The sequence below is a fragment of the Mesorhizobium sp. 113-3-9 genome, assembly GCF_016756515.1.
GTDB lineage: Bacteria > Pseudomonadota > Alphaproteobacteria > Rhizobiales > Rhizobiaceae > Mesorhizobium.
The window spans coordinates 711,015-732,482 of the sequence record NZ_AP023246.1 but is presented as its reverse complement, the minus strand read 5'-3'; the positions used below and the strand labels follow the sequence as shown (position 1 = coordinate 732,482).

Annotated in this window: 27 protein-coding genes; 12 read left to right on the top strand and 15 right to left on the bottom strand. The window is 63.3% G+C overall.

Annotated features, from left to right (window positions below; genetic code table 11):
* Positions 1-35 precede the first annotated feature (35 nt).
* Positions 36-533, bottom strand: a complete 498-nt coding sequence (locus MesoLj_RS03430; protein ID WP_140770745.1) for a MarR family winged helix-turn-helix transcriptional regulator — start codon at positions 531-533, stop codon at positions 36-38.
* Between the two features lie 94 nt (positions 534-627).
* Here MesoLj_RS03430 and MesoLj_RS03425 point away from each other — a divergent pair, with 94 nt between their 5' ends.
* Positions 628-795: a hypothetical protein gene (locus MesoLj_RS03425; protein WP_181179724.1), complete on the top strand. Its 168-nt coding sequence runs from the start codon at positions 628-630 to the stop codon at positions 793-795.
* Positions 796-882: 87 nt separating this feature from the next.
* Here MesoLj_RS03425 and MesoLj_RS03420 read toward each other — a convergent pair whose 3' ends face one another.
* The 3 genes from MesoLj_RS03420 to MesoLj_RS03410 all read right to left on the bottom strand — a co-directional run bounded on the left by MesoLj_RS03420 (position 883) and on the right by MesoLj_RS03410 (position 3,445).
* Positions 883-2,322, bottom strand: a complete 1,440-nt coding sequence (locus tag MesoLj_RS03420; protein ID WP_202325082.1) for a GMC oxidoreductase — start codon at positions 2,320-2,322, stop codon at positions 883-885.
* On the bottom strand, positions 2,319-2,501 hold the full coding sequence (locus tag MesoLj_RS03415; protein WP_202325081.1) for a hypothetical protein: 183 nt from the start codon (positions 2,499-2,501) through the stop codon (positions 2,319-2,321). The genes MesoLj_RS03420 and MesoLj_RS03415 overlap by 4 nt, the downstream gene beginning before the upstream one ends.
* Positions 2,502-2,683: 182 nt before the next feature.
* Entirely contained in the window at positions 2,684-3,445 is a 762-nt protein-coding gene (locus MesoLj_RS03410; protein WP_140770739.1) for a GGDEF domain-containing protein, read from the bottom strand.
* A gap of 161 nt (positions 3,446-3,606) precedes the next feature.
* Here MesoLj_RS03410 and MesoLj_RS03405 point away from each other — a divergent pair, with 161 nt between their 5' ends.
* Entirely contained in the window at positions 3,607-4,311 is a 705-nt protein-coding gene (locus MesoLj_RS03405; RefSeq protein WP_202325080.1) for a pyrimidine 5'-nucleotidase, read from the top strand.
* Between the two features lie 129 nt (positions 4,312-4,440).
* Here MesoLj_RS03405 and MesoLj_RS03400 read toward each other — a convergent pair whose 3' ends face one another.
* The gene (locus tag MesoLj_RS03400) at positions 4,441-5,286 is read right to left on the bottom strand and encodes an LOG family protein (RefSeq protein ID WP_115141502.1); all 846 of its coding nucleotides are present in this window, start codon (positions 5,284-5,286) and stop codon (positions 4,441-4,443) included.
* A gap of 227 nt (positions 5,287-5,513) precedes the next feature.
* Between MesoLj_RS03400 and dapD the strand changes: the two genes are divergently transcribed.
* The 4 genes from dapD to MesoLj_RS03380 all read left to right on the top strand — a co-directional run bounded on the left by dapD (position 5,514) and on the right by MesoLj_RS03380 (position 8,065).
* On the top strand, positions 5,514-6,368 hold the full coding sequence (dapD, locus tag MesoLj_RS03395) for a 2,3,4,5-tetrahydropyridine-2,6-dicarboxylate N-succinyltransferase (protein WP_202325079.1): 855 nt from the start codon (positions 5,514-5,516) through the stop codon (positions 6,366-6,368).
* A 72-nt stretch (positions 6,369-6,440) separates the two neighbouring features.
* On the top strand, positions 6,441-6,794 hold the full coding sequence (locus MesoLj_RS03390; protein WP_140770733.1) for a DUF805 domain-containing protein: 354 nt from the start codon (positions 6,441-6,443) through the stop codon (positions 6,792-6,794).
* Entirely contained in the window at positions 6,787-7,164 is a 378-nt protein-coding gene (locus MesoLj_RS03385) for a DUF805 domain-containing protein (protein WP_010912753.1), read from the top strand. Before MesoLj_RS03390 ends, MesoLj_RS03385 begins: the two co-directional genes overlap by 8 nt.
* Positions 7,165-7,291: 127 nt before the next feature.
* Positions 7,292-8,065, top strand: coding sequence for a hypothetical protein (locus MesoLj_RS03380; protein WP_140770731.1), 774 nt, complete (start codon positions 7,292-7,294; stop codon positions 8,063-8,065).
* Here MesoLj_RS03380 and MesoLj_RS03375 read toward each other — a convergent pair.
* On the bottom strand, positions 7,968-9,038 hold the full coding sequence (locus MesoLj_RS03375) for a 2-dehydropantoate 2-reductase (protein WP_202325078.1): 1,071 nt from the start codon (positions 9,036-9,038) through the stop codon (positions 7,968-7,970). The genes MesoLj_RS03380 and MesoLj_RS03375 overlap by 98 nt on opposite strands.
* A gap of 126 nt (positions 9,039-9,164) precedes the next feature.
* On the opposite strand from MesoLj_RS03375, the gene dapE reads away from it, so the two are divergent.
* Both dapE and MesoLj_RS03365 read left to right on the top strand, forming a co-directional pair.
* Positions 9,165-10,358: a succinyl-diaminopimelate desuccinylase gene (gene dapE / locus MesoLj_RS03370; RefSeq protein ID WP_202325077.1), complete on the top strand. Its 1,194-nt coding sequence runs from the start codon at positions 9,165-9,167 to the stop codon at positions 10,356-10,358.
* A gap of 5 nt (positions 10,359-10,363) precedes the next feature.
* Complete coding sequence (locus MesoLj_RS03365; RefSeq protein WP_140770725.1) at positions 10,364-10,996, top strand: transporter; 633 nt, start codon at positions 10,364-10,366, stop codon at positions 10,994-10,996.
* Between the two features lie 37 nt (positions 10,997-11,033).
* Here the strand turns inward: MesoLj_RS03365 and truA are convergent, their stop codons facing one another.
* The 4 genes from truA to def are packed head-to-tail and all read right to left on the bottom strand — an operon-like array spanning position 11,034 to position 13,798.
* Positions 11,034-11,783 (bottom strand): tRNA pseudouridine(38-40) synthase TruA, encoded by a 750-nt coding sequence (gene truA, locus MesoLj_RS03360; protein ID WP_202325076.1) that lies wholly within the window; start codon positions 11,781-11,783, stop codon positions 11,034-11,036.
* Between the two features lie 23 nt (positions 11,784-11,806).
* Positions 11,807-12,313, bottom strand: coding sequence for a GNAT family N-acetyltransferase (locus MesoLj_RS03355; RefSeq protein ID WP_140770721.1), 507 nt, complete (start codon positions 12,311-12,313; stop codon positions 11,807-11,809).
* Positions 12,310-13,263 carry a methionyl-tRNA formyltransferase gene (gene fmt, locus MesoLj_RS03350; RefSeq protein ID WP_202325075.1) on the bottom strand — a complete coding sequence of 318 codons (954 nt, stop codon included), beginning with the start codon at positions 13,261-13,263 and terminating at the stop codon, positions 12,310-12,312. Before fmt ends, MesoLj_RS03355 begins: the two co-directional genes overlap by 4 nt.
* Positions 13,264-13,267: 4 nt before the next feature.
* Positions 13,268-13,798, bottom strand: coding sequence for a peptide deformylase (gene def, locus MesoLj_RS03345; RefSeq protein WP_056573548.1), 531 nt, complete (start codon positions 13,796-13,798; stop codon positions 13,268-13,270).
* 103 nt (positions 13,799-13,901) lie between these two features.
* On the opposite strand from def, the gene MesoLj_RS03340 reads away from it, so the two are divergent.
* Complete coding sequence (locus MesoLj_RS03340; protein ID WP_202325074.1) at positions 13,902-15,173, top strand: DNA recombination protein RmuC; 1,272 nt, start codon at positions 13,902-13,904, stop codon at positions 15,171-15,173.
* 114 nt (positions 15,174-15,287) lie between these two features.
* On the opposite strand, the gene MesoLj_RS03335 is transcribed toward MesoLj_RS03340, so the two are convergent.
* The 4 genes from MesoLj_RS03335 to MesoLj_RS03320 form a co-directional block, all read right to left on the bottom strand.
* A complete protein-coding gene (locus tag MesoLj_RS03335) occupies positions 15,288-16,100 on the bottom strand; it encodes a class I SAM-dependent methyltransferase (protein WP_202325073.1) in 813 nt (270 codons plus the stop codon).
* A gap of 75 nt (positions 16,101-16,175) precedes the next feature.
* Positions 16,176-16,580, bottom strand: coding sequence for a GFA family protein (locus MesoLj_RS03330; protein ID WP_202325072.1), 405 nt, complete (start codon positions 16,578-16,580; stop codon positions 16,176-16,178).
* Between the two features lie 77 nt (positions 16,581-16,657).
* A complete protein-coding gene (locus MesoLj_RS03325; protein ID WP_202325071.1) occupies positions 16,658-17,611 on the bottom strand; it encodes a cation diffusion facilitator family transporter in 954 nt (317 codons plus the stop codon).
* 124 nt (positions 17,612-17,735) lie between these two features.
* Positions 17,736-18,545 (bottom strand): transglutaminase-like domain-containing protein, encoded by an 810-nt coding sequence (locus MesoLj_RS03320; RefSeq protein ID WP_140770710.1) that lies wholly within the window; start codon positions 18,543-18,545, stop codon positions 17,736-17,738.
* 331 nt (positions 18,546-18,876) lie between these two features.
* Here MesoLj_RS03320 and MesoLj_RS36595 point away from each other — a divergent pair, with 331 nt between their 5' ends.
* Together MesoLj_RS36595 and sugE are read left to right on the top strand one after the other, a co-directional pair.
* Positions 18,877-19,002 carry a hypothetical protein gene (locus MesoLj_RS36595; protein ID WP_081294966.1) on the top strand — a complete coding sequence of 42 codons (126 nt, stop codon included), beginning with the start codon at positions 18,877-18,879 and terminating at the stop codon, positions 19,000-19,002.
* Between the two features lie 206 nt (positions 19,003-19,208).
* Positions 19,209-19,523: a quaternary ammonium compound efflux SMR transporter SugE gene (sugE, locus tag MesoLj_RS03315; RefSeq protein WP_140770709.1), complete on the top strand. Its 315-nt coding sequence runs from the start codon at positions 19,209-19,211 to the stop codon at positions 19,521-19,523.
* Positions 19,524-19,667: 144 nt separating this feature from the next.
* Here sugE and MesoLj_RS03310 read toward each other — a convergent pair whose 3' ends face one another.
* Complete coding sequence (locus MesoLj_RS03310; protein WP_140770707.1) at positions 19,668-20,096, bottom strand: DUF6481 family protein; 429 nt, start codon at positions 20,094-20,096, stop codon at positions 19,668-19,670.
* A 306-nt stretch (positions 20,097-20,402) separates the two neighbouring features.
* Between MesoLj_RS03310 and MesoLj_RS03305 the strand changes: the two genes are divergently transcribed.
* A complete protein-coding gene (locus MesoLj_RS03305) occupies positions 20,403-21,464 on the top strand; it encodes an LLM class flavin-dependent oxidoreductase (RefSeq protein ID WP_202325070.1) in 1,062 nt (353 codons plus the stop codon).
* The last annotated feature ends 4 nt before the right edge of the window (positions 21,465-21,468 follow it).

The window sequence follows — 21,468 nt, the reverse complement described above, 5'->3', positions numbered from 1 at the left end:
GACATTTGCGGTGACGCCGCAAACACATCGCACCCTTATCGCCTGGGAGTGTCCGACCCTTCGGCCTTCAGCCGCGCAAGCTGTGCACGCTGCAGGTCGAGCGCGGCGTTGACGAAGCGCGATATGGTCGCGAGCTCGGCGTCGCTGAAGGTGGCGATCACCTTCTCGCCCTCCTGCGCGATGACGCCGTAATAGCGCGCCGACAGCTCCCGCGTCGTTTCCGTGGCTTCGATCACCACCTTGCGCCTGTCTTCAAGGCTACGCGTGCGCGTTAGCAGGCCGCGCGCTTCCAGCCGGTCGATCAGCGCCGTCACCGCGGCCGGCGTCAGCCCTGTCGCGGTCGCGATCGCGCCTGCCGATTGCGGGCCGCCATAGAGCAGTCCGATGCAATGGCGCTCGGCCATGTTCAGCCCAAGCCTCGTCCCGACCGCTTCGTCATAAGCCTGCGTGGCGTCCTGCCACTGCATCACGGCGAGGCCGATCGCGTTCGTCATTTCGTCGCGATGCCCGCTTGACGAATTTATTTCGATCATCTAACTATCAATCCGTCTAACATTTAGACTATCGCAACAATATGCGGCCGAGGCGCCGACAAGGCAAGTGCCGGTCGCCGACAAGGAGTGAAAAATGAGCCTGATTCAACAGCGTTCGCCCCTCTCGCACGAGGATGAATTCAAATACGCCAAGCTGGCGATGGAATGGTATGGCTGGGGCTCTCCCATCGGCCTCGGCATCCTGCTCGTCGCACTGGCTGCCGCGGCCGTGCTGGTGCGCCTCGCCATCTACGGCCTTTGAGGGCCATGCCGGGCTTCCGCCGGCGCCGTTATCGGCGCCGGCAACATATCGGCTTGCAGTGGAGCGAATGGGCTCGCGGCGCAACCGTCAGACCGTAACCACCTTGCTCAGATGGTCCCCCAGCCGGCAGGCCAGCGCGGTGATCGTCGTCGTCGGGTTGGCTTGACCCGAGGTGCAGAACACCGAGGAGCCGCCAACATAGAGATTGTCCATGCCGTGCACCTTGCAGTTGGCGTCCACCACGCTCCTGGTGACGTCGGTGCCCATGCGCGTGCCGCCCATGTGATGGTGCCCCGCGGTCTCCTCGTTGTTCGGGTAATCCTCGGCGTTGGCAATCCAGTCCATCAGGCGAACACGGCCGAGATCCTTCTCGATGAGCGTCGTGCCGAACAGTTTCAGGCCTTCGACAAGCGTGCGGCGTTCCAGCTCCGATTTCTTCCAGTGCAGCTCGATGCGCGGCACGCCGGCATGGTCGACATCGGTCTTCGACAGTTCGACCTGGTTCGAGGCCAGCGGCGCTTGTTCCCAGGCGACGTAGAGCTGGGCCGCGCAGCGCAGGTTCTGGCTGAGCTGATAGGCGACCCATTCGGCCATGTCGGGTGCCGTGCAGGCGAGGTCGGCAATCACATGCTTGACGCCGGCATAAGGCGTCTCGATCAGCCTGATGCCGAAATTCATGATCCGCAGGCGTTCCATCGCGGCGAGCGTCGGCGAGAAGAAGGCTTCGTTGACGGCATCGACCTCGAACTCGCTGTAGTTGGCCAGGATGGCATTGCCGCCCTCGAAGGTCGGATGTTCCATCCAGTAGCGGCCGAGCGCCGTGGCGTTTGGGACCACGCCGCCGTTGGAGCGCTTGTTCGACCACAGCAGCAGCCGTGAATTCTCCAGCCCGCCGGTGCAGACGATGAAATAGTCGGCGCTGAAGGTACCGGCATCCTGGCCGTTGGACCACAGTTTGGCGCCGGTCACCCGTTTGCCGTCGCCGGCAAGTTCGGTGGCATAGGTGTTGAGCACGACGGCGATGTTGCGGCTCTTGTCGAGTTCGTCGGCGAATTTCTCGCCGAAGCGCACCGCCGGGCTCTTGATCAGCTGCACCCAGCGTATGTCGTCCGAGATCGGCACGTCAGGCCGGAAATCGGGAAGCTCGAGGATATCGTGCACCTCGGGCAAGTAGGGCTCGATGTCGGCGCGGCGGATTGGCCAGCCGGTGTCGGGCGCCCAGGCCTTCGGCTCGAAATCCTGCTTGTCGAGCACGCGGCACCAGCCGGCCCAGTGGTTGGAGCTGCCGCCCATATACCGCAGCCGGGTGATGTCGAGATCGAAATAGAAGTCGCCGACCGTGGTGCCGCGGTAGAAATCCTGCGACTCGTCGCTGAACTCGCGCGCACCGGCCTCCAGCACGACGACCTGGATGCCGGCAGCACCCAGCTTGCGGGCGATGGTGGTGCCGGCCGGACCGGAACCGAGAATGCAGACCTTGGGCTTGAAGGTGGCGGCGCGATACGCCTCGTAGCTGTCGAAGATCATGCCAGGTCGCTCCGCTTCAGGATCCAGCCATTGACCTCGACGATCTCGTTCGGGTCGGCCAGGGATCGACCGGCATCGGTGGCGCCGGCCTCAGGCAGCTTGCGGAACAGGGACAGGGCAGGCAGTGAGATCATTGCCCGCACGATTGTGCGGCGTGACATTTTCTTGAAGAAACTCATGACAGGTCTCTCGCATAGGGGCTTCGATGCGCATGCCATTCCCCGAACGGCACACGCATCGTCACGGACGCCAGTATCGTGCCAAGTCAGGTCTCAAGGCAGCGAAAAGACGGGCAAGCGGCACAACCGAATGCAAACAGCGTTAGAAATTCCTTAACAGGCGGGTGTATCGGGCCGGCCGTTCAGGCGGCTGCGGAAATGTCCGTATCGAGGATCGACAGATTGCGGCCAGCATGCTTGGCCTGATAGAGGCGCTGGTCGGCGGCACGCATCAGCTCCGAGACGTTTGCCTCTTCTCCGCAGACGGTGCCGCCGATGCTGACGGTCAGCGGAATGGTCCGTTCGTCGACGGGCCGGAAGCGGATCAGTTCGACCTCGCGGCGAATGCGCTCGGCAACGCGCTTGGCTTCTTTTTCCGTGGCTCCGACCAGGAACGCGCCGAACTCCTCGCCGCCAATGCGCCCGAGCACGTCGCCGCTGCGCACGCCGCGCTCGATGGCGCTGGCGATCAACAGCAACGCGTCGTCGCCGGTCAGATGGCCGAAACTGTCATTGATCTTCTTGAAATGATCGGCGTCGATGATCAGCAGCGCACCGCGGTCGGACTTGCGCCGGGAGCCGTCCAGCGCGGCGAAGAAACTTTCCCGGTTGAGCATGCCGGTCATGTCGTCGCGGCTCGCCTTTTCCGACAAGCGGCGGTGCGCCGCGGCGAGCTGGGCGTGCGCCCGGGCCAGTTCGCGGTGCGCGTTTTTCAGCCTGTCGCTCTGCCAGAAGGTGCTGATACAGGCCACCCACGCAAGCACCAGCGGGCAGAGCGTCGAAGTCAGCCAGATCGTCCGGTTGATCGGAAATCCCATGGCCGGAACGATGATCAGCGTGAGAAGAAGAGAGGCGGCGACGGAGGCAAAAGCGATAGCGGCGGATTTCAGAATGATGCTGTTCATCGCGGGCTCCCACAGGACTGTCTCTGTGCCAGCAAGCCCTGAAGGCCACCTTTCGCGGTTGCTTAAAATTTGAATCGTGAGGCCATTTCCGCCACTGAAAGCGCGTGGAAGTTGTGGATAAAGTCCCTTTCAGAATCCCCGTTTCATGCCATAAGGAGCGCATGACCACGCTGCCTGATCCCGCCCGCTTCGCCCATGTCACCGACTGGGTGTTCGACCTCGACAACACGCTCTATCCGCATCATTCGAATCTGTTCTCGCAGATCGACGTCAAGATGACGGCCTATGTCGGGGAACTGCTGGCCTTGCCGCGCGACGAGGCGCGCAAGCTGCAGAAGGAGCTTTATCTCGAATACGGCACGACGCTGAACGGGCTGATGACGCGCCACGGCATCGATCCCGACGATTTCCTCGAGAAGGTGCATGACATCGACTATTCATGGCTGGTGCCCGACCCGGTTCTCGGCACCGCCATCCGCCAGCTTCCCGGCCGCAAGTTCATCTTCACCAATGGCGACCGCAAGCACGCCGAGCGCACCGCGCGCCAGCTTGGCATCCTCGATCATTTCGACGACATCTTCGATATCGTCGCCGCCGGCCTCAATCCCAAGCCCGCGCGCCAGACCTATGAGAAGTTCGCCGAGCTGCACGCGGTCACCGGCCACAACGCGGTGATGTTCGAGGATCTCGCCCGCAACCTGGAGGTGCCGAAGGCGCTGGGCATGACCACCGTGCTGGTGGTGCCGCGCAATTTCGAGCCGACTTTTTCCGAGATCTGGGAACGCGACCCCGCGCAGGATGACGACGTCGATTTCGTCACCGACGATCTCGCGGCGTTTCTGACGGGGATCGTTGCAGGGCAGTAGGGCAGTAGGGCAGTAGGGCAGTAGGGCAGTAGGGCAGTAGGGCAGTAGGGCAGTAGGGCAGTAGGGAGAATAAGGCGCTCTCAGCCCCTGATTTCCAGGTTTCACCTACTGCCTTACTGCCCTACTCCCTTATTCCCCTAACTTGTAGAACCGGCTGATAATGCCCCAGGCCTCGTCGGCGGTGTCGACGAAATCGATGATGTCCTGGTCGCCAGGGCTGATCGTGCCTTGCTCGGCGAGGAAGTCGAGGTCGATAGCCCTTTTCCAGAAGGATTTGCCGAACAGGATCACCGGCACGCGCTCCATGCGTCCGGTCTGGATCAAGGTCAGCGTTTCGAAGAATTCGTCCATCGTGCCGAAGCCGCCGGGAAACACCGCCACCGCCTTGGCGCGCATGACGAAATGCATCTTGCGGATGGCGAAATAGTGGAAGTTGAAACAGAGCTCCGGCGTCACATAGGCGTTCGGCGCCTGCTCGTGCGGCAGCACGATGTTGAGTCCGATCGACGGCGCCCCAACGTCATCGGCACCGCGATTGCCGGCTTCCATCACACCAGGGCCGCCGCCGGTCACCACCACATATTCACGGTAGTATGAGGCCGCCGACTGCTGTGAGCACAGACGGGCGAATTTGCGCGCCTCCTCGTAATATTTGCTGTTTTCCTCGAGGTTCTTCTTCTGTGTCTCGTTCTTGGCCGCCCAGGCTTCGCCGCCTGGTTCCGGCAGGCGCGCGCCGCCGAACAGGATCACCGTCGAACGGATGCCGCGCTCGGCCAGGATCATTTCCGGTTTCAAAAGTTCGAGCTGCAGCCTGACCGCCCGCAATTCGCGCCGCGTCATGAAGTCGGGATCGTTCCAGGCAAGCCGGTAGGTCTCGGCCCGCGTCTGCGGCGTGTCCGGCACGCTTTTCGACCGCTCCAGATCCTCGTCCGAATGCGGCAGCGGCGTCCATCCCGCCTTTTCCATGGGAGTCATCGAATCCACCCGTCCAATTCCTTTACTTGCGTCGTCCCGTGACGCAGCCACGATTGACCCCCATTGAGCCTTAACATAAGCAGGTTCCGCAAAAGTGTCCGGCGGTTTTGCGACAAGAACCTGCTACATGCAAAGACCCAAGCATGCAAAGCATGCGTGGGGGTCCGCGCGGCTTTCAAAACAGGTTAAGACGCAGCCCCTTAACAGCTTGGTAATGGAGCAAATTCATGTCGAAGCCCGATCTGGCGAGCCTCGAAAAGACCATCGAGAAGGCCTTCGAGGAGCGCGACTCCATTTCAACCGCGACACGCGGCGAGACGCGCGACGCCATCCAGTCGGCGCTGGACCTGCTCGATCACGGTAGTGCCCGCGTCGCCGAGCGGCAGGCCGACGGCAAGTGGCACGTCAACCAGTGGCTGAAGAAGGCCGTGCTGCTCTCTTTCCGGCTCAACCCGATGGAGATCATCAAGGGCGGGCCCGGCCAGGCCGTCTGGTGGGACAAGGTACCGTCCAAGTTCGACGGCTGGAGCGCCGTCGATTTCGAGAAGGCGGGTTTTCGCGCGGTGCCGTCGTCGATCGTGCGCCGTTCCGCCTATGTCGCCCCTGGTGTCGTGCTGATGCCGTCCTTCGTCAATGTCGGCGCCTATGTCGATAGCGGCACCATGGTCGACACCTGGGCCTCGGTCGGCTCATGCGCCCAGATCGGCAAGAACGTCCACCTGTCGGGCGGCGTCGGCATCGGCGGCGTGCTGGAGCCGATGCAGGCCGGTCCCACCATCATCGAGGACAATTGCTTCATCGGCGCGCGTTCGGAAGTCGTCGAGGGCTGCATCGTGCGCGAGGGCTCGGTGCTCGGCATGGGTGTCTTCATCGGCCAGTCGACCAAGATCGTCGACCGCACTACCGGCGAGATCTTCTACGGCGAGGTGCCGCCAAATTCCGTCGTCGTCGCCGGCTCGCTGCCCGGCAAGCCTTTGCCAAACAACGAGCCCGGCCCCAGCCTCTACTGTGCCGTCATCGTCAAGCGCGTCGACGCCAAGACCCGCTCCAAGACTTCGATCAACGAATTGCTGCGCGATTGATCTTTCCGCCGGGCGGGCGCACCTTCCGCCGGCGCGACAATCGGTCGCGCTGGTTCAACATGGAGGGGTGACATGGACTGGAAGTATCTGCTGACCAGCTATGAGGGTCGCATCAACCGCGCAAAGTTCTGGGCTTGCGTGGGCGTGATTTTCGTCGGCGCGGTGATCGCCATGATTCTCGACAACATACTGGGTACGACATTCAACCACATGCCGTACGGCTTTATCTATTTGCTCTATGCGTTGGCCATGCTCTATTCGGTCTTCGCCGTCTATGCCAAGCGCTGGCATGACCGGGGCAAGTCCGGCTGGTGGAGCCTGATCATCCTGGTGCCTTTCATCGGCGCGATCTGGTTTCTGGTGGAATGCGGCATTCTCGAAGGCGCCAAGGGTGCCAATCAATACGGATCGGACCCGCTTGCCTGACAGTTCAAATCTCACCTGGCTTTTCTTCAAGACATCGGGCCGCGTCAGTCGCGCGGCCTATTTTCTTGGTGGCTTGCTGGTCGCCATCATCCAGGCGTTCCCGCTCTATCGCTTCACGCTGGTGCCGGAAGGCTCGGCCGAGAGCAATATGTGGTCGTTCATCTTCTTCATCGCCTTCATTGCTTCGCTGTGGTCGAACATCGCGCTGGCGGTGAAGCGGCTGCACGACCTCGACAAGCCGGGCATCGCCGCGCTGATCCTGTTCGTGCCGGTCGTCTCGATCGTCGCTTTTCTTGTACTGTGCCTGTTTCCAGGGCAGCCTGGGCCCAACCGCTATGGCCGTCGCACCAACGAGCCGGCACAACCCTAGAGCCGGATGATCCCAGGTCGAATCGACCTGAGATCTGAATCCGGCTCTAAATCAAAGAGATAGAGCATGATGTCGTCCAAAGACCGCTTCACACTTTTCGGCGTCATGCCCTGAGGACCGATCGGACATGCGCTACCGTACGCTTGATCCGAAACTGATCATCGAGACCGCCGAACGGCTCGAGGGTCGCGTTGCGGAACGTTTTCCCAAGGCCGGACTGCGTGGCGTCGCCGCCGAGCTGGTATCGCTGTCGCGCGATCTGGCCAAGGCGGCGAAAGGGCTCGAGGAGCCGATCTGGTGGCTGCGCGGCCTCATCGTCGCGGCCTTCATCGCCGGGGTGCTGATCTTCCTGTTCGTCGGCACCATCCTGCCGCTCGACCGGATTTCGGGAACCGACGATGCCGTGCAGTCGGTTCAAGGCATCGAGGCTTCGATCAACACCGTCATCCTCGCCGTGCTTGGCTTTCTGGCCCTGATCCGCACCGAGGAGCGCATCAAGCGCAAGAGGGTCTTTCGCCAGCTTCATGGCCTGCGCTCGCTGATCCATGTCATCGACATGCACCAGCTGACCAAGGATCCGGCGGCGCTTTCGGCCAGTTTCAAGCCGACGGCGCAGTCGCCGGCCCGCATCACCAATGCCGCCGACCTGGCGCGCTATCTCGACTATTGCTCCGAAATGCTGTCGATCACCGGCAAGATCGCCGCTCTGTTCGCCCAGTCGGTCAATGACGACGTGGTTATCGATGGCGTCAACGACATCGAGAATCTGAGTTCCAACCTGTCGCGCAAGATCTGGCAGAAGATCACCCTGATCGAGAGCCACCCGGCGGCACAACCTGTTCCGGCGCCAGACCCGGCGAGCCGAGCCGCGCCGCTTCCGCCGCGCGCACCAAAGCGGTAATGCTTTTCAAAAGCGGCGCCGGCGTGCCTGTTCTCTCGGCGAGGCTGAGCACCGCCCCTTGCAACTCGCCGATCTCCGTCGGCCGGCCGCGCTGCAGATCGTCCCACATCGACGAGCGCGCCTGAGGGTCGATCGCCAGCATGCGCCGCGCCAGCCGTTTGAACAGCCAGTCCGGCAACCGAAGCACCTTCGGCAGCAGCGCCGGCCGCAGCCCGGCGATCCGCGCCGGCGCGATGCCGGAGGCCTTCATCGCCCGCAGCGCCTCGTCGATCTGCCCGGCCAGGATCAGCCGCCAGCGCCGATCGGCGAGTTCGTTCGCCAGCGGCAGGCCCGACAGCGCCACCAGGGCGTTGTTCAGGTTCATCAGCAGCTTGCCCCACAGAACGGCCTTCATGTCGCCATGCGTCCCGACCGCCAGCCCTTCCACATCAAGAAGACTGGCGACATCAAGAAGACCGGCGACATAGGGAAGGCCGGCGCGGCCGCTGTCCTCGATCATCACCTTGCCCTCGCTGGCGCGGTGGACGCGCAGCGGCATCTCGCCATCAGGTGACTGCACCACGTTGAACGGCACCATGCCGGCCAGCACGGCTCTCTGGCCGAGCCCGGCGCGCAGCCTGTCGGCATTGTCGACGCCGTTCTGCAGGCTCACCACCACGGCGTCGGGGCGGGCATGGGTATTGATGAGCGCTGCCATCTCCTGCGTCGCGCCGCTCTTGACGGTGACCAGGATCACGTCCGCCCCGGGCAAGGCAGCAGCCGGATCCACGGTGATCCCGAGCACGTCGGGCTTGACCAGGCGGTCGCGGCCCTCGAGGTCGCTGATGCGCAGTCCGCCCTGCCGCATGGCAGCCTCGATGCGCGGCCTGGCCAGCAGAATCACCTGCCTGCCGGCGAGCGCCACGCAGCCGCCGACATAACAGCCGATGCTGCCGGCGCCGGCGATGACGATCCTTTTTTGCCCGTTTGCCATACTGCCGCTCCGCACCGGCCCGACTATACGACATGAAAACCATAATGTCGGCGGCATCGCCTGCCATTGGGCTGGCCTCCATGTCTGGCCGTGACAGGCCCTCAGCTTTCGACTATCGCTTTTGCCATGACGCTGCCGACCGACCCCGCCGCAAACCTCGCCGCCCTTATCCGTTGCGCCTCGGTGACGCCAGCCGAAGGCGGCGCGCTGAGCGCGCTGGAAACGATGCTGAAACCGCTCGGCTTCCTGGTCGACCGGCCGGTGTTCTCCGAGGACGGCACCCCCGACATCGAGAACCTCTACGCAAGGCGGTCCGGCAACGGCCCGCATCTGATGTTCGCCGGCCATACCGATGTCGTGCCGGTCGGCGACGAGGCCGCCTGGACGCACCCGCCTTTCGCCGCCGAGATCGCCAATGGCGAGATGTATGGCCGTGGCGCGGTCGACATGAAGGGCGGTATCGCCTGTTTCATCGCCGCCGTGGCCCGCCATGTCGAGGCGAATGGCGGCCCCAAGGGCTCGGTCTCGCTGCTGATCACCGGCGACGAGGAAGGCCCGGCCATCAACGGCACGGTCAAGCTGCTCGAATGGGCCGCTTCCAGGGGCGAGAAATGGGATGCCTCGATCGTCGGCGAGCCGACCAATCCGGATGCGCTGGGTGACATGATCAAGATCGGCCGTCGCGGCTCGATGTCCGGTTCGATATCGGTCAATGGCCGCCAGGGCCATGCCGCTTATCCGCAGCTTGCCGACAATCCGGTGCGCGGGCTGATCAGCCTGGTCGACGCCTTGCTTCATCCCGTCTTCGACAAGGGCACCAGGGATTTCCAGCCGACCAATCTGGAGGTCACCTCCATCGATGTCGGCAACCCGGCCACCAATGTGATTCCGGCCAAGGCCACCGCGACCTTCAACATCCGCTTCAACGACACCTGGACGGCCGAGACCATCCAGGCCGAAATCCACAACCGGCTCGACCAGGCGGCCAAGCGCAAGAAGTACCGGCCGGGCAAGAAGACGCCGGTCGACTACGACCTTGTATGGCGTGATCGGCCAAGCCATGTCTTCCTGACCCGTGACGACAAGCTGGTCGACACGCTTGCCGGATCGATCAAGTCGGCGGTTGGCAAGGAACCGACGCTGTCGACCTCCGGCGGCACATCGGATGCACGCTTCATCAAGGATTATTGCCCGGTGGTCGAGTTCGGCCTGGTCGGCAAGACCATGCACATGGTCGACGAGCGCGTTGCCCTTGCCGACCTCGAGACATTGACGCGGATCTACCAGCGCTTCATCGAAGACTGGTTCGGACAAGGCTGAGCAGCATGCTTTCGGCGGACGAAACCCAAGCCTCGTTGCTCGGTGCCTGGCGGCTGATGCTCGGCAAGGCCGATGGCCTGCGCCTGCTCGACCTGTCGGCCGACGGTTTCTGGAATTCTTTCTTCGCCATCATCGTTGCCGCGCCGCCGCTGATCGTCGGCTGGGTCGGCATCGCCAACGAGATCGGTGATCCCGATGCTTTCGTGGGCCGCTTCAGCATGCTGTTGCGCCTGGCCACGGTCGACATCGGCTCCTGGGTGCTGCCGCTGATCGCGCTCGCCCTGGTCGCGCCGCGCGCCGGCATTGGCGGCCGCTTCGTCCACTACGTCGTCGCCAGCAACTGGGCCTCGGCCATCACTGCCTGGCTGATGCTGCCTTCGGCGCTGGTCAGGCTTTTCCTCTCCTCGGCGAGCCAGGTCTCGAGCCTTGTGTCGCTGTTGTTGTTTGCCCTGTCGATGGTGCTGACCTGGCGCATGACCACTGCGACGATCGGCAAGGGCGCGGCGGTTGGAACCGCCGTTTTCGTCGGCATGTTCATCGCTTCGCTGCTGGTGCTGTTCGGGCTCCAGATGCTGCTTGGCATCAGCGTTCCGGACGATGTCGGGCCTCAGAGCCTTTCCGGACTCTTTCCCGGGTAGAGCCTCCGGACTCTATTCAGGGATAGAGCCGGCTGGCTCATCCGGGATAGTCGACGCCAATGAGAAAAAGCCCGTCGGGCGGCGCCACCTGGCCACAGGCGGCGCGGTCGCGCGCTTCGAGCGCCGCCTTGAGGTCGGCCTCGGTCCAGCCGCCGTCGCCGACGCGTTTCAGCGAGCCGACCATCGAGCGTACCTGGTTGTGCAGAAAGGAACGCGCCGAGGCCCTTACCTCGATCATATCGCCCGTCTGGCTGACATCTAGCCGCTCCAGCGTCCGGACCGGGCTGTTGGCCTGGCACTGCGTCGAGCGGAAGGTGGTGAAGTCATGCCGGCCAAGCAGGACTTTCGCCGCCTCGTGCATGACGGCGGCGTCGAGCCGCTTCGGCACCCACCACACCTTGCCCTTGTCCAGCGCCGATGGCGCACGGCGGTTGAGGATGCGGTAGAGATAGTGACGGCCAGTGGCCGAGAAGCGCGCGTCGAAATCGTCCGGGACGACCATCGCCTTCAGGATGGCGACATGCGCGCCGGCGGCCTGAAGATGGGCGTTGACGGCGTCGCGCACCTTGTCATCGGGCCATGCCTTGGCGAGATCGACATGCGCCACCTGGGCCGTCGCATGCACGCCGGCATCGGTGCGGCCGGCGGCACGCAGCCGCACCGCCTCGCCGCTGAATTTCTCGATCGCCTGCTCGATCGCCTGCTGCACCGAAGGCTGGTCGGCCTGGTGCTGCCAGCCGGCAAAAAGGCTGCCGTCATATTCGATGTCGAGGCGAAAACGCGGCATGCCGGGCGACTATACGCTCTTGCCTACGCGGCGAGAGCGGTGAAGGCGGAAGCGTAGACCAGCCTGCCGGCTTCCGGAGCGTCGCCCCAGGCCAGCGCCTGCAGCGCTTCGCTTTGGTATTCGCTCTCGAATCTTTCGGCCCGCGCATGGCTATAGCCGAAACGGCCGTAATAGGCCGGATCGCCCAGCACCACGGCCAGTGTCTCGCCGGCATCCCTGAGACGGATATGCGCCTCGCGGATCAGCGCGCCGCCAATGCCGCTGCCATGGAACGAAGGCTCCACCGCCAGCGGCGCCAGCGCCACGGCTGCGAGACTCTTGCCGCCATTCTGGACGAAGAGCCGTGAAAACAGGATATGGCCGACCACCTGGCCGTCTTCTTCCGCCACCAGTTCGACCACGGCGTCGCCGCCGGTCACCAGTGCGTCGACCAAGCCGGCCTCCGCCTGCTGGCCGAAAGCGTGTTCCTCGACGAGGCGGATGGCCTCGCGATCCCGCGGCGTCGCCGCGCGTATCGACATCATGCTCATGAGAACTTCATTCCTTTAACAATCTTGGCTCCGCGCAGGAATTCCGACGCGGCGGCGGGCTTTCCGCCCGCACGTTGAACTTCGACCAGTCTGATCGCGCCTGCGCCGCAGGCGACCGTCAGCCGGTCATCGAGAATTCCTCCCGACTCGCCCAGATCTTCCGAAAGCGCCAGACCTTCGGATAGCGTCGAGCGAAGCAGTTTCAGCCGCTCCATGCGGCCGCCAATGTCAATTTCGGACCAGGCGCCGGGAAAGGGCGACAGGCCACGAAGGTGGTTATGGACCTCGACGGCAGGCCGTGTCCAATCCACACGCGTCTCGGATTTATCGATTTTTCTGGCGTAAGTCACCCCGTCTGCCGCCTGCGCGGTAAATGTCAGGGTGTTCTCTTCCAGCCGCGCCAGCGCTTCCACGATCAGGGCGGCACCGACACTCATCAACCGATCATGCAGATCGCCCGCCGTCATATCGGGTTCGATGGCGCATTTTTCAAGCAATCCCACCGGACCGGTGTCGAGCCCCTCTTCCATGCGCATCACCATCATGCCGCTTTCCAGGTCTCCCGCCATGATGGCGCGCTGGATGGGGGCGGCACCGCGCCAGCGGGGCAAGAGCGATGCGTGGCCGTTGATGCAGCCAAGCCGGGGGGCGTCGAGAACAGCCTTCGGCAGCAGCAATCCATAGGCGACGACCACGGCGATATCGGCCCGCAAGTCATGGAAAGCGGTCTGTTCGGCCTCGGTCTTGAGAGAGGTCGGCGTGCGTACCTCGATGCCAAGCCGCTCGGCCTCGCGCTGTACCGGCGAGGGTGTCAGCTCCAGCCCGCGCCGGCCGGCCGCGCGAGGCGGCTGCGTGTAGACGGCGGAAATCTCATGTCCGGCCTCGGCAATCGCGCGCAGCGTCGGCACCGAAAACTCCGGCGTGCCCATGAAGATGACGCGAAGGGGCATTCCCCTATCCCACCAGCTTGCCCGGCGCCTTGTCCTTGGCGAGCTTCTTGAATTTCTTCACCACCATGTCGCGCTTCAGCTTCGAGATATGGTCGATGAACAGCACCCCGTTGAGATGGTCGATCTCGTGCTGCAGGCAGGTCGCCATCAGACCCTCGGCCTCCATCTCCTGCAACTTGCCGTCGCGGTCGAGATATTTCACCCGCACGGAAGCCGGGCGTTCGACCTCGGCGTAATAGTCGGGGATGGACAGGCAGCCTTCCTCGTAGACGGAGCGCTGATCGGCGCTTTCGAGGATCTCCGGATTGATGAAGACATGCGGCGCCGGCGTTTCGTCTTCCTTGGCGAGGTCGATCACAAGCATGCGCAACGGCTCGCCGATCTGGATTGCCGCCAGCCCGATGCCGGGCGCGTCATACATGGTCGCCAGCATGTCGTCGGCCAGTTTGCGCAACGGCGCGTCGACGCGCTCCACCGGCTTCGAAACCTGGCGCAGGATGGGATCGGGAAGGATGATGAGCGGCTTGATCGGCATGGCGTCCCACGTAAGACGTCCAGCGAAAAGCGTCAACCGGTGGACCTGAGCCTCGTTCACGTTTTGATCTGTGCCAGCCCCACGAATCGGCTATGCTGTCCACATGAATGATCTGAGCACCATCCTTTCCGAGCCCGTCGCCCGGCTTGGCGCCTCGACAATCACGCTCGGCCACGCTCTGGCCTTTGGCGCCTTGTTGTTTTTCGGCCTGTTCGTGGCGCTGGTCGTCGCGCTATGGCGGTCGGCCAAGGCGCGCGCCGTCGCTGCCGCGGAAGCCGCCGACCATGCCCGCGACGCCGAGGCGCGGATGGCCGGCATACTGCAAAGCCAGGCCGAGATGCAGGGCCGCATGGGCGCCATCGCCGAAGTGTTCGGCGCGCGCCAGGCGGAGTTGACGCAGTCGATCGGCCAGCGCCTCGACGCCATGACGGGCCGCATCGGCCAGACCATGACCGAGCAGACCAAATCCACGCATGAGAGCCTGGCCAAACTGCAGGAGCGGCTGGCGGTCATCGATACCGCGCAAGGCAACATCCAGTCTCTTGCCGGCCAGGTCGTGCAGCTCCAGGCCATCCTCTCCAACAAGCAGACGCGCGGCGCCTTCGGCCAGTCGCGCATGGAGGCGATCGTTGCCGACGGCCTGCCGCATGGCGCCTATGAATTCCAGGCGACGCTGTCGAACGGCAGCCGGCCCGATTGCCTGGTCAAGATGCCGAACGGCGCGCCCTCGCTGGCCATCGATGCCAAGTTTCCCCTGGAAGCGTGGAACGCCATCCGCGCCGCCGATGGCGCCGACCTGCAGAAGGTCGCGTCCCAGGCCTTCCGCCGCGACATCGAGATCCATGTCCGCGACATCTCCGAGAAGTATCTGATCCAGGGCGAGACGCAGGACACCGCCTTCATGTTCGTGCCGTCGGAATCGGTGTTCGCCGAGATCCACGAGAATTTCGAGGCGATCGTCCACAAGGCGCACCGCGCCCGCGTCGTCATCGTCTCGCCGTCGCTGCTGATGCTATCGATCCAGGTCATCCAGGCGATCCTGAAGGACGCCCGCATGCGCGAACAGGCGCATCTGATCCAGGGCGAGGTGATCCGGCTGATGGAAGATGTCGCGCGCGTCGACGAGCGCGTGCGCAAGCTGCAAGGCCATTTCGGCCAGTCGGCCAAGGATATCGAGGACATACTGGTCTCGACATCGAAAGTGACCAAGCGCGGCCAGAAGATCGAGGCGCTGGAGTTCGGCGCGCAGGCCGAAGGCGATGCAGGCCCGGAGACGCCGTCCCGGGCACCGGCCGCAAAACTCGACCCCGGCCCGCGCGTTGCCGATTCAAAGACCGGGCAGCTCAGGCTGCGGGTCGTCGAAGGCGACGACTGAGCAAATAACTGCCTAGAGCAATTCCAGGAAAAGTGTGTAACGGTTTTCCGTCCGGAATTGCGTAAAAACAAATAGTTAGAGCGGTTCTGCGATTCCGTCAAACGCTGAACCGCTCTAGGCCACGGCGACGATGACGTGGGCTTGAATCTTGGCGGCAACCGCACCGCTGCCATGCCTGGCCGCAATCGCGGATGCGGCATAGTCCGTTGCGGCGTCGAGTTTCCCCGGGTCCCTGGCCTCGATTTCGGTGCGAAGCACCGTTCCCTGGCAATAGGCAACGGCCGGAATGCGCGGCGAGGGTGCAAGGCTTTGTTCGGCCCTCGTCTCGATCGCCACAGCGGAGAAGCCCGCCTGCTCAAGGTCTCCGCGGATCAACGCCGTATCGTGGTAGCCGTGCGGCGTGCGGGCCAGAAAGCGCGGTGGATCGTTCGGAAAAATCCTGGCCAGTGCATTCGTCACATCATCGGCAAACACGTTCTCTTCGATGCGATCCCATACGTTGAACAGAAAATGTCCGCCGGGCTTCAGCACCCGCCTTGCTTCGCGGTAGGCGGAGGGGCGGCTGGGAAAGAACATCGCGCCGAACTGGCAGCAAACGAGATCGAAGGTCGCATCTTCAAACGGCAGCGCCATGGCGTCGGCCTGGCGCCATTGGATGCGGCTGTCGGGAGCCTGTCGCGAAGCGGCATAGTCGAGCATCGGCTGGTTGAGGTCGGTCACGACATAGCTTGCGCCAGGAGACAGTCTTGGCGCCAATGCACGGGTGACAACCCCGGTGCCCGCGGCGACTTCCAACACGGCGCTGGGCGAAAAGGATGCTGCTCGTTGCGCAAGATCCGCGGCGAACGGCTCGAAAATCAACGGCACCATATAGCGGTCGTAGTTTTCCGGGATCGAGCCGGCAAACAACTTGTCCGTTTCCAACATGGCTATCACCCGCCCGTTTGATGGCGAGCCAGGCTAGCACATAATTGCTGCCTTGGGCGGCTTTCGGCGCAGGGGCTACTGCTCCTCCACGATGCTTATGCCCTCGAATTGCGGAAGCCAGTGCAGAGCCGATCGATGCCACTTCTGTTGTGTCGGGACCAGATCCTCGCGTTGCCGCGCGGTCCCCGCCCGGATCCCATAGACCTTCGGGCCGTCACCGACAGACGTCGCATAAAGATGCGAACCGCAGTCGCCGCAAAATGCCTGGGCGCGCTTGGCGCCGCTCGATCCGGTCTTGATATAGATTTTTGGCGTGCCCCTGGTGATCCGGTAATGGTCCTCGGGCGCGGGAACTGTGACGCGAAAGGCCGTACCGGTCAGTTGCTGGCAGTCCGTGCAGTGACAGATGGAGGTCTTTCCCGCGTCGACCTCCGCTTCATAGGTGATGGCGCCGCAATGGCACCCGCCGTCGATCTTCATGGTTGCTCCTCCGCAATCCTTCGACTGATCTTAGCGGGGCCAGGCGGTTGGGCCAACGGTGCAGTGCTGGTCCACGACTAGTTCGATGCGGCCTCGATCAGCTTGCGTCGCTGCTCCCAGGTGCCCGTGGTCTGCGGCTTGACGAACAGCCGCGTGATCTCCGGCATCTCCTCCTTCAGCCGCGTCTCGATGCGCTGGACACAGGCTTCGATTTCCGGCGCGGTAAGATGATCCTCGAATTCGATGCTCAATCCCGCGACAATCTCTTGCGGTCCCATGTGAACGGTCAGGACGCCGTTCGCCCGCTGTACCGCCGGATCCTGCTGGGCGATTGCCAGCACTTTCCTTTGCACCTCGAGGGATGCCGGCTCGCCGATGAGCAGGCCCTTGCTTTCACGGGCGAGGAAAATCGCCGTCGCGCCGAGGATGAGCGCGATGCCGATCGAGGCGGCGCCGTCGAGTTCCGGCATCTCCAGCAACTCCGCCGCCAATATGCCGGCAAAGGCGACGATCAGGCCAAGAAGTGCTGCACTGTCCTCGAACAGCACCGTATAGACGCTCGGGTCCTTGCTCGATTGCACGGCTTGCAGCCAGCCTTGCTTGCCCTTCTCCCGGCGAAATTCCTTCAGCGCCACCAGCCAGGAGCTGCCTTCGAACAGGAAGGAGAGGCCCAGGACGACATAGTTCACCTTGACATTGGCGACAGGCTCCGGGGCCATGATGTGGATGATGCCCTCATAGAACGACACGCCGGCGCCGAGCGCGAAAACCAGGAGCGCGACGATGAAGCTCCAGAAATAGAGCTCGCGGGCGTGGCCCAGCGGATGCGTGCGGTCGGCCGGGCGCGCGGCCCGGTGCATGCCGTAGAGCAGCAGCCCGCCATTTCCGGTATCGACCAGCGAATGGACGCCTTCCGACAGCATCGCCGAACTGCCGGTGAAGAAGGCGGCGGCGAATTTGGTCAGCGCGATCGCCAGATTGCCGGCGAGCGCCGCATAGATGACCATTTTGGAGCCGCTATGCCCGGCCATACAGTTTAGTTCCCCCGTTTGACGCACCCAGCCTAACGGCCGGACGGCCGAAGCTCCACCATAACGCGCCAACTGCCGGGTTGTTCAAGACCCGATTTGCCTGGGACCGGCTGCGGGACGGAGACTATTCGACGATTTCGTCGGTCCACACCTTGAAGCCGGCCAGTGTCCCCGGTCCGAAAATATGAGTCAGCGGCACATCCGCCGCGTCGCGTCCGGAGGCGATCAGGATACGACCGATGCGTGGTGCATTGTTGCGCGGATCGAAGACATGCCAGCGGCCGCCGAGATAGACTTCCATCCAGGCGGCGAAATCCATGCTCGCCCATGGCTTCGGCATGCCGATATCGCTGATGTAGCCTGTGCAGTAGCGTGTCGGGATGTTGAGCGCCCGGCAGAAGGTGACGGCGAGGTGCGCGAAGTCGCGGCACACGCCGCTCTGCTCGCGATAGGCTTCCGCCGCGGTGCGCGTCGGCCGCGCGTTGCCGTAGTTGAAGACGATGTGGTTGTGAACGAAATCGCACACCGCCTGCACGCGCGGTATGCCGAGCGGCGTATGGCCGAACAGCCGCCATGCCTCGCTGGCCAAAAGGTCGCTCTCGCAAAACCGGCTGGGCAACAGGAACAGCAGCGTTTCCGCCGGCAGGTCGCGCACCTCGTGCTGCCAGGCCATCAGCTCGCTCATCTCGAATGTGCCGGGCGCGCGGATTACCGCATCGGTGCCGAATGTGAACCGTCCGGGCGGCGCAACGAAGCGGTTGCACCAATTGCCGAAACTGTCGCGGTAGCTCTCGATCGGCACAGGCGGGTTCGATGTCAAGAAGTCCGGGCGCTCAAGATCGGAAGCGCGGGAATAGTGGACATTGAGCATCGCGATGAGCGGTGTTTCCTGCGGAAAGTCGAAGCTCATCTCGCAGCCGATATGGATCCGCATTGTCGTCCTGACCGGCCTGCCTGACGATCACCCGGCGAAAGCGCGGATCGATGCTGCAGTGCGAGGACGACCATGGCACGGACGGTCATGGTTTACGAGAGCAGTTCCAGGAAAAGCGTGACGCGGTTTTCCCGGGCAAAGCGCATAGCGCTTTGCCCTTGGGAATTGCGTCAAAACAAGGAGTTAGGGCAGTTCATCGTTTCCGCGGAACGTGAACTGCTCCAGAAATTGGTTGAAAGCGGCCGACCGTCAGTTCCTGACAGGCGCTGCCCCCTTGCAGCGAAGCGTTTCTCTTGTTTCACTTCACTCCCCGCAATTGGAGGAACGAATCATGGCTAAAGGTGCGATGAAGGCAGGCAAGGAAGCCCGCAAGCCGAAGAAGGACGCCAAGAAGCCGGCAGCCGCTCCCGTCCTGAAGGCGCCGCCGGTCAAGGCGATGCGCATCAAGGAGAAGTAGGCCTCGACAAATCCGGCGCGGTGGGATCTCACCGGCGGCATTCGACAATGCCGACGGCGGGTGTTGATCGGGCTTTTGGACAACCCTATATCCCTGGCGCGGGGACGACCCCGCGCTTCTCCGAAAAATCAGGTCGGGACGACCCGCCCATTGTTGATCTGAGGATCGGATTCTATTCCGATCCGATGCTGGATGGAGCGTTCCCGATGTCTTGGATTTTTCTGTTTTTCGCCGGCCTGTTCGAAATCGGCTGGGCGATCGGCCTCAAATACACTGATGGGTTCACCAGGCTCGTTCCGACCGTGCTCACGGTCGCGTCGATGATCATCAGTCTCACCTTGCTCGGCCTGGCGCTGAAGGCGCTTCCCGTCGGCACCGCCTATGCGGTGTGGACCGGCATCGGCACGGTCGGCACGGCGCTGCTTGGCATCTGGCTGCTCGGCGAACCCGCTACGGCGATCCGGCTTGCCTGCATCGCGCTGATTGTCTGCGGCATCATGGGGCTGAAGTTCGCGGCTTGAATGCACGTCGCCCAAAGCCGCCAAGCGGCTTTGGGACAACGATACGCATCCCCGAAGGCCAAGGCGCCATTTTCGCGCAAACACATTCAGGGCCGCTGCAAGGCGACCCTGATTCAACATTCAAACTTGGCTGCGCCGAAGCTGCTAGCGGGCGGAGAAGCCTGGAGGCGTTCTGCCGGTGCGCTGCTTGCGCGCCGCATAGCGTGCGTCGCGTTTTGCCTTGCGTTCGGCTTCGTCGGCCAGCAAACGAGCAATGCGCTCGGTCTCTTCGGCTTCCTTGATCTTCGCTTCTGCCTGTGCCGCCTCTTCGGCCGCAATGCGTTCCGCTTCGGCCGCCGCCTCGCGCTCGGCCTTCTCGACCGCCTCGCGTGCCAGCTTTTCCTGCTTCAGCCTTGCCTTCTCGGCTTCGCGTATCGCGCGAGCCTCGAGGATCGCCTTGCGTTCGGCCTGTCGCGCCAGCACCGCAGGATCATCTGCCGCCGGCTTTGACTTGAAACGCTCCAGAAGCGCCTTCTTTGCCTCGTTCGCGGCGTTGCGCCGCTCGAAAATGTCTTTTTCCCTGTAGATAGCCAAGTCCACTTCCCTGAAGTCAATTCGCGAGGCTTACATACGCGCGAATGCCGAGAGTTCAAGCGCCAAAACGGTATGCCAGCCATGAAATTCCGCGATGTTGCAGCCGGGAGACGCCTTTTGCCACCCAAACCGACATGCACTGTTCACCGTCAGCCTCTCTGGCGGCGAGGCGGTACGATCGCTACGTCAGTGGTTCGCCTTTCGGTGAACCGCTCTTTCTCTTTGACGCAATTCCGGACGGAAAACCGTTTCATACTTTTCCTGGAATTGCTTTACCGACAAAACCCAACACCAGGATGACATCACATGGAACTCGGTCTCTACACTTTCGCCGACGTCAGCCCGCAGCCCGGCCCAGGCGCTATCGGGCCGCATGAGCGGCTGCGCAACCTGATCGAGGAGGTCGAACTGGCCGACCAGGTCGGCATCGACGTCTTTGGCTTGGGCGAACATCACCGCCCCGATTATGCCGCCTCCGCGCCGGTCGTGGCTTTGGCGGCCGCTGCCGAGCGCTCGAAGCACATCAAGCTGACCAGCGCGGTCACCGTGCTCTCTTCCGATGACCCGGTGCGCGTCTTCCAGCAGTTCGCCACGCTCGATCTTTTGTCGGGCGGCCGCGCCGAGATCATGGCCGGGCGCGGCTCGTTCATCGAATCCTTTCCGCTGTTCGGCTACAATCTCGAGGATTATGACGAGCTCTTCGCCGAAAAGCTCGATCTGCTGCTTGCCATTCGCGACCAGGTGAAGGTCACCTGGTCCGGCAACCTGCGCGCGGCGATCAACGATCGCGGCGTATACCCCCGTCCGTTCCAGGAAAGGCTTCCGATCTGGATCGCGATTGGTGGGACGCCACAGTCCGCCGCCCGCGCCGGCGCGCTCGGCCTGCCGCTGGCGCTCGCCATCATCGGCGGCGAGCCTGCCCGCTTCGCGCCGCTGTTCGACCTCTACCGCGAGGCTGCCAAGCGCGCCGGCAGTGATCCGGGAGGTCTCGCCACCAGCATCAACGTGCACGGCTTTATTGCCGAGACGACCGAACAGGCAGCCGACGATTTCTACGGCCCGCAGGCGGAGGTGATGAACCGCATCGGCCGCGAGCGTGGCTGGGGCCCGACATCGCGGGCGCATTTCGATCAGGCGCGCGGCCCCAATGGCGCGCTGTTCGTCGGCAATCCGGAACAGGTGGCCGAAAAGATCGTCGCCCAGCACAGGATCTTCAACAATGACCGCTTCCTGCTGCAGATGGCGATCGGCACCATGCCGCATGCCAAGATCATGAAGGCGATCGAGCTCTACGGCACCAAGGTGGCGCCGATCGTGCGCAAGGAGACGGCGAAATCCGCGCCGGCGGTGGCGACTCCGGTGGCGTAAGCTA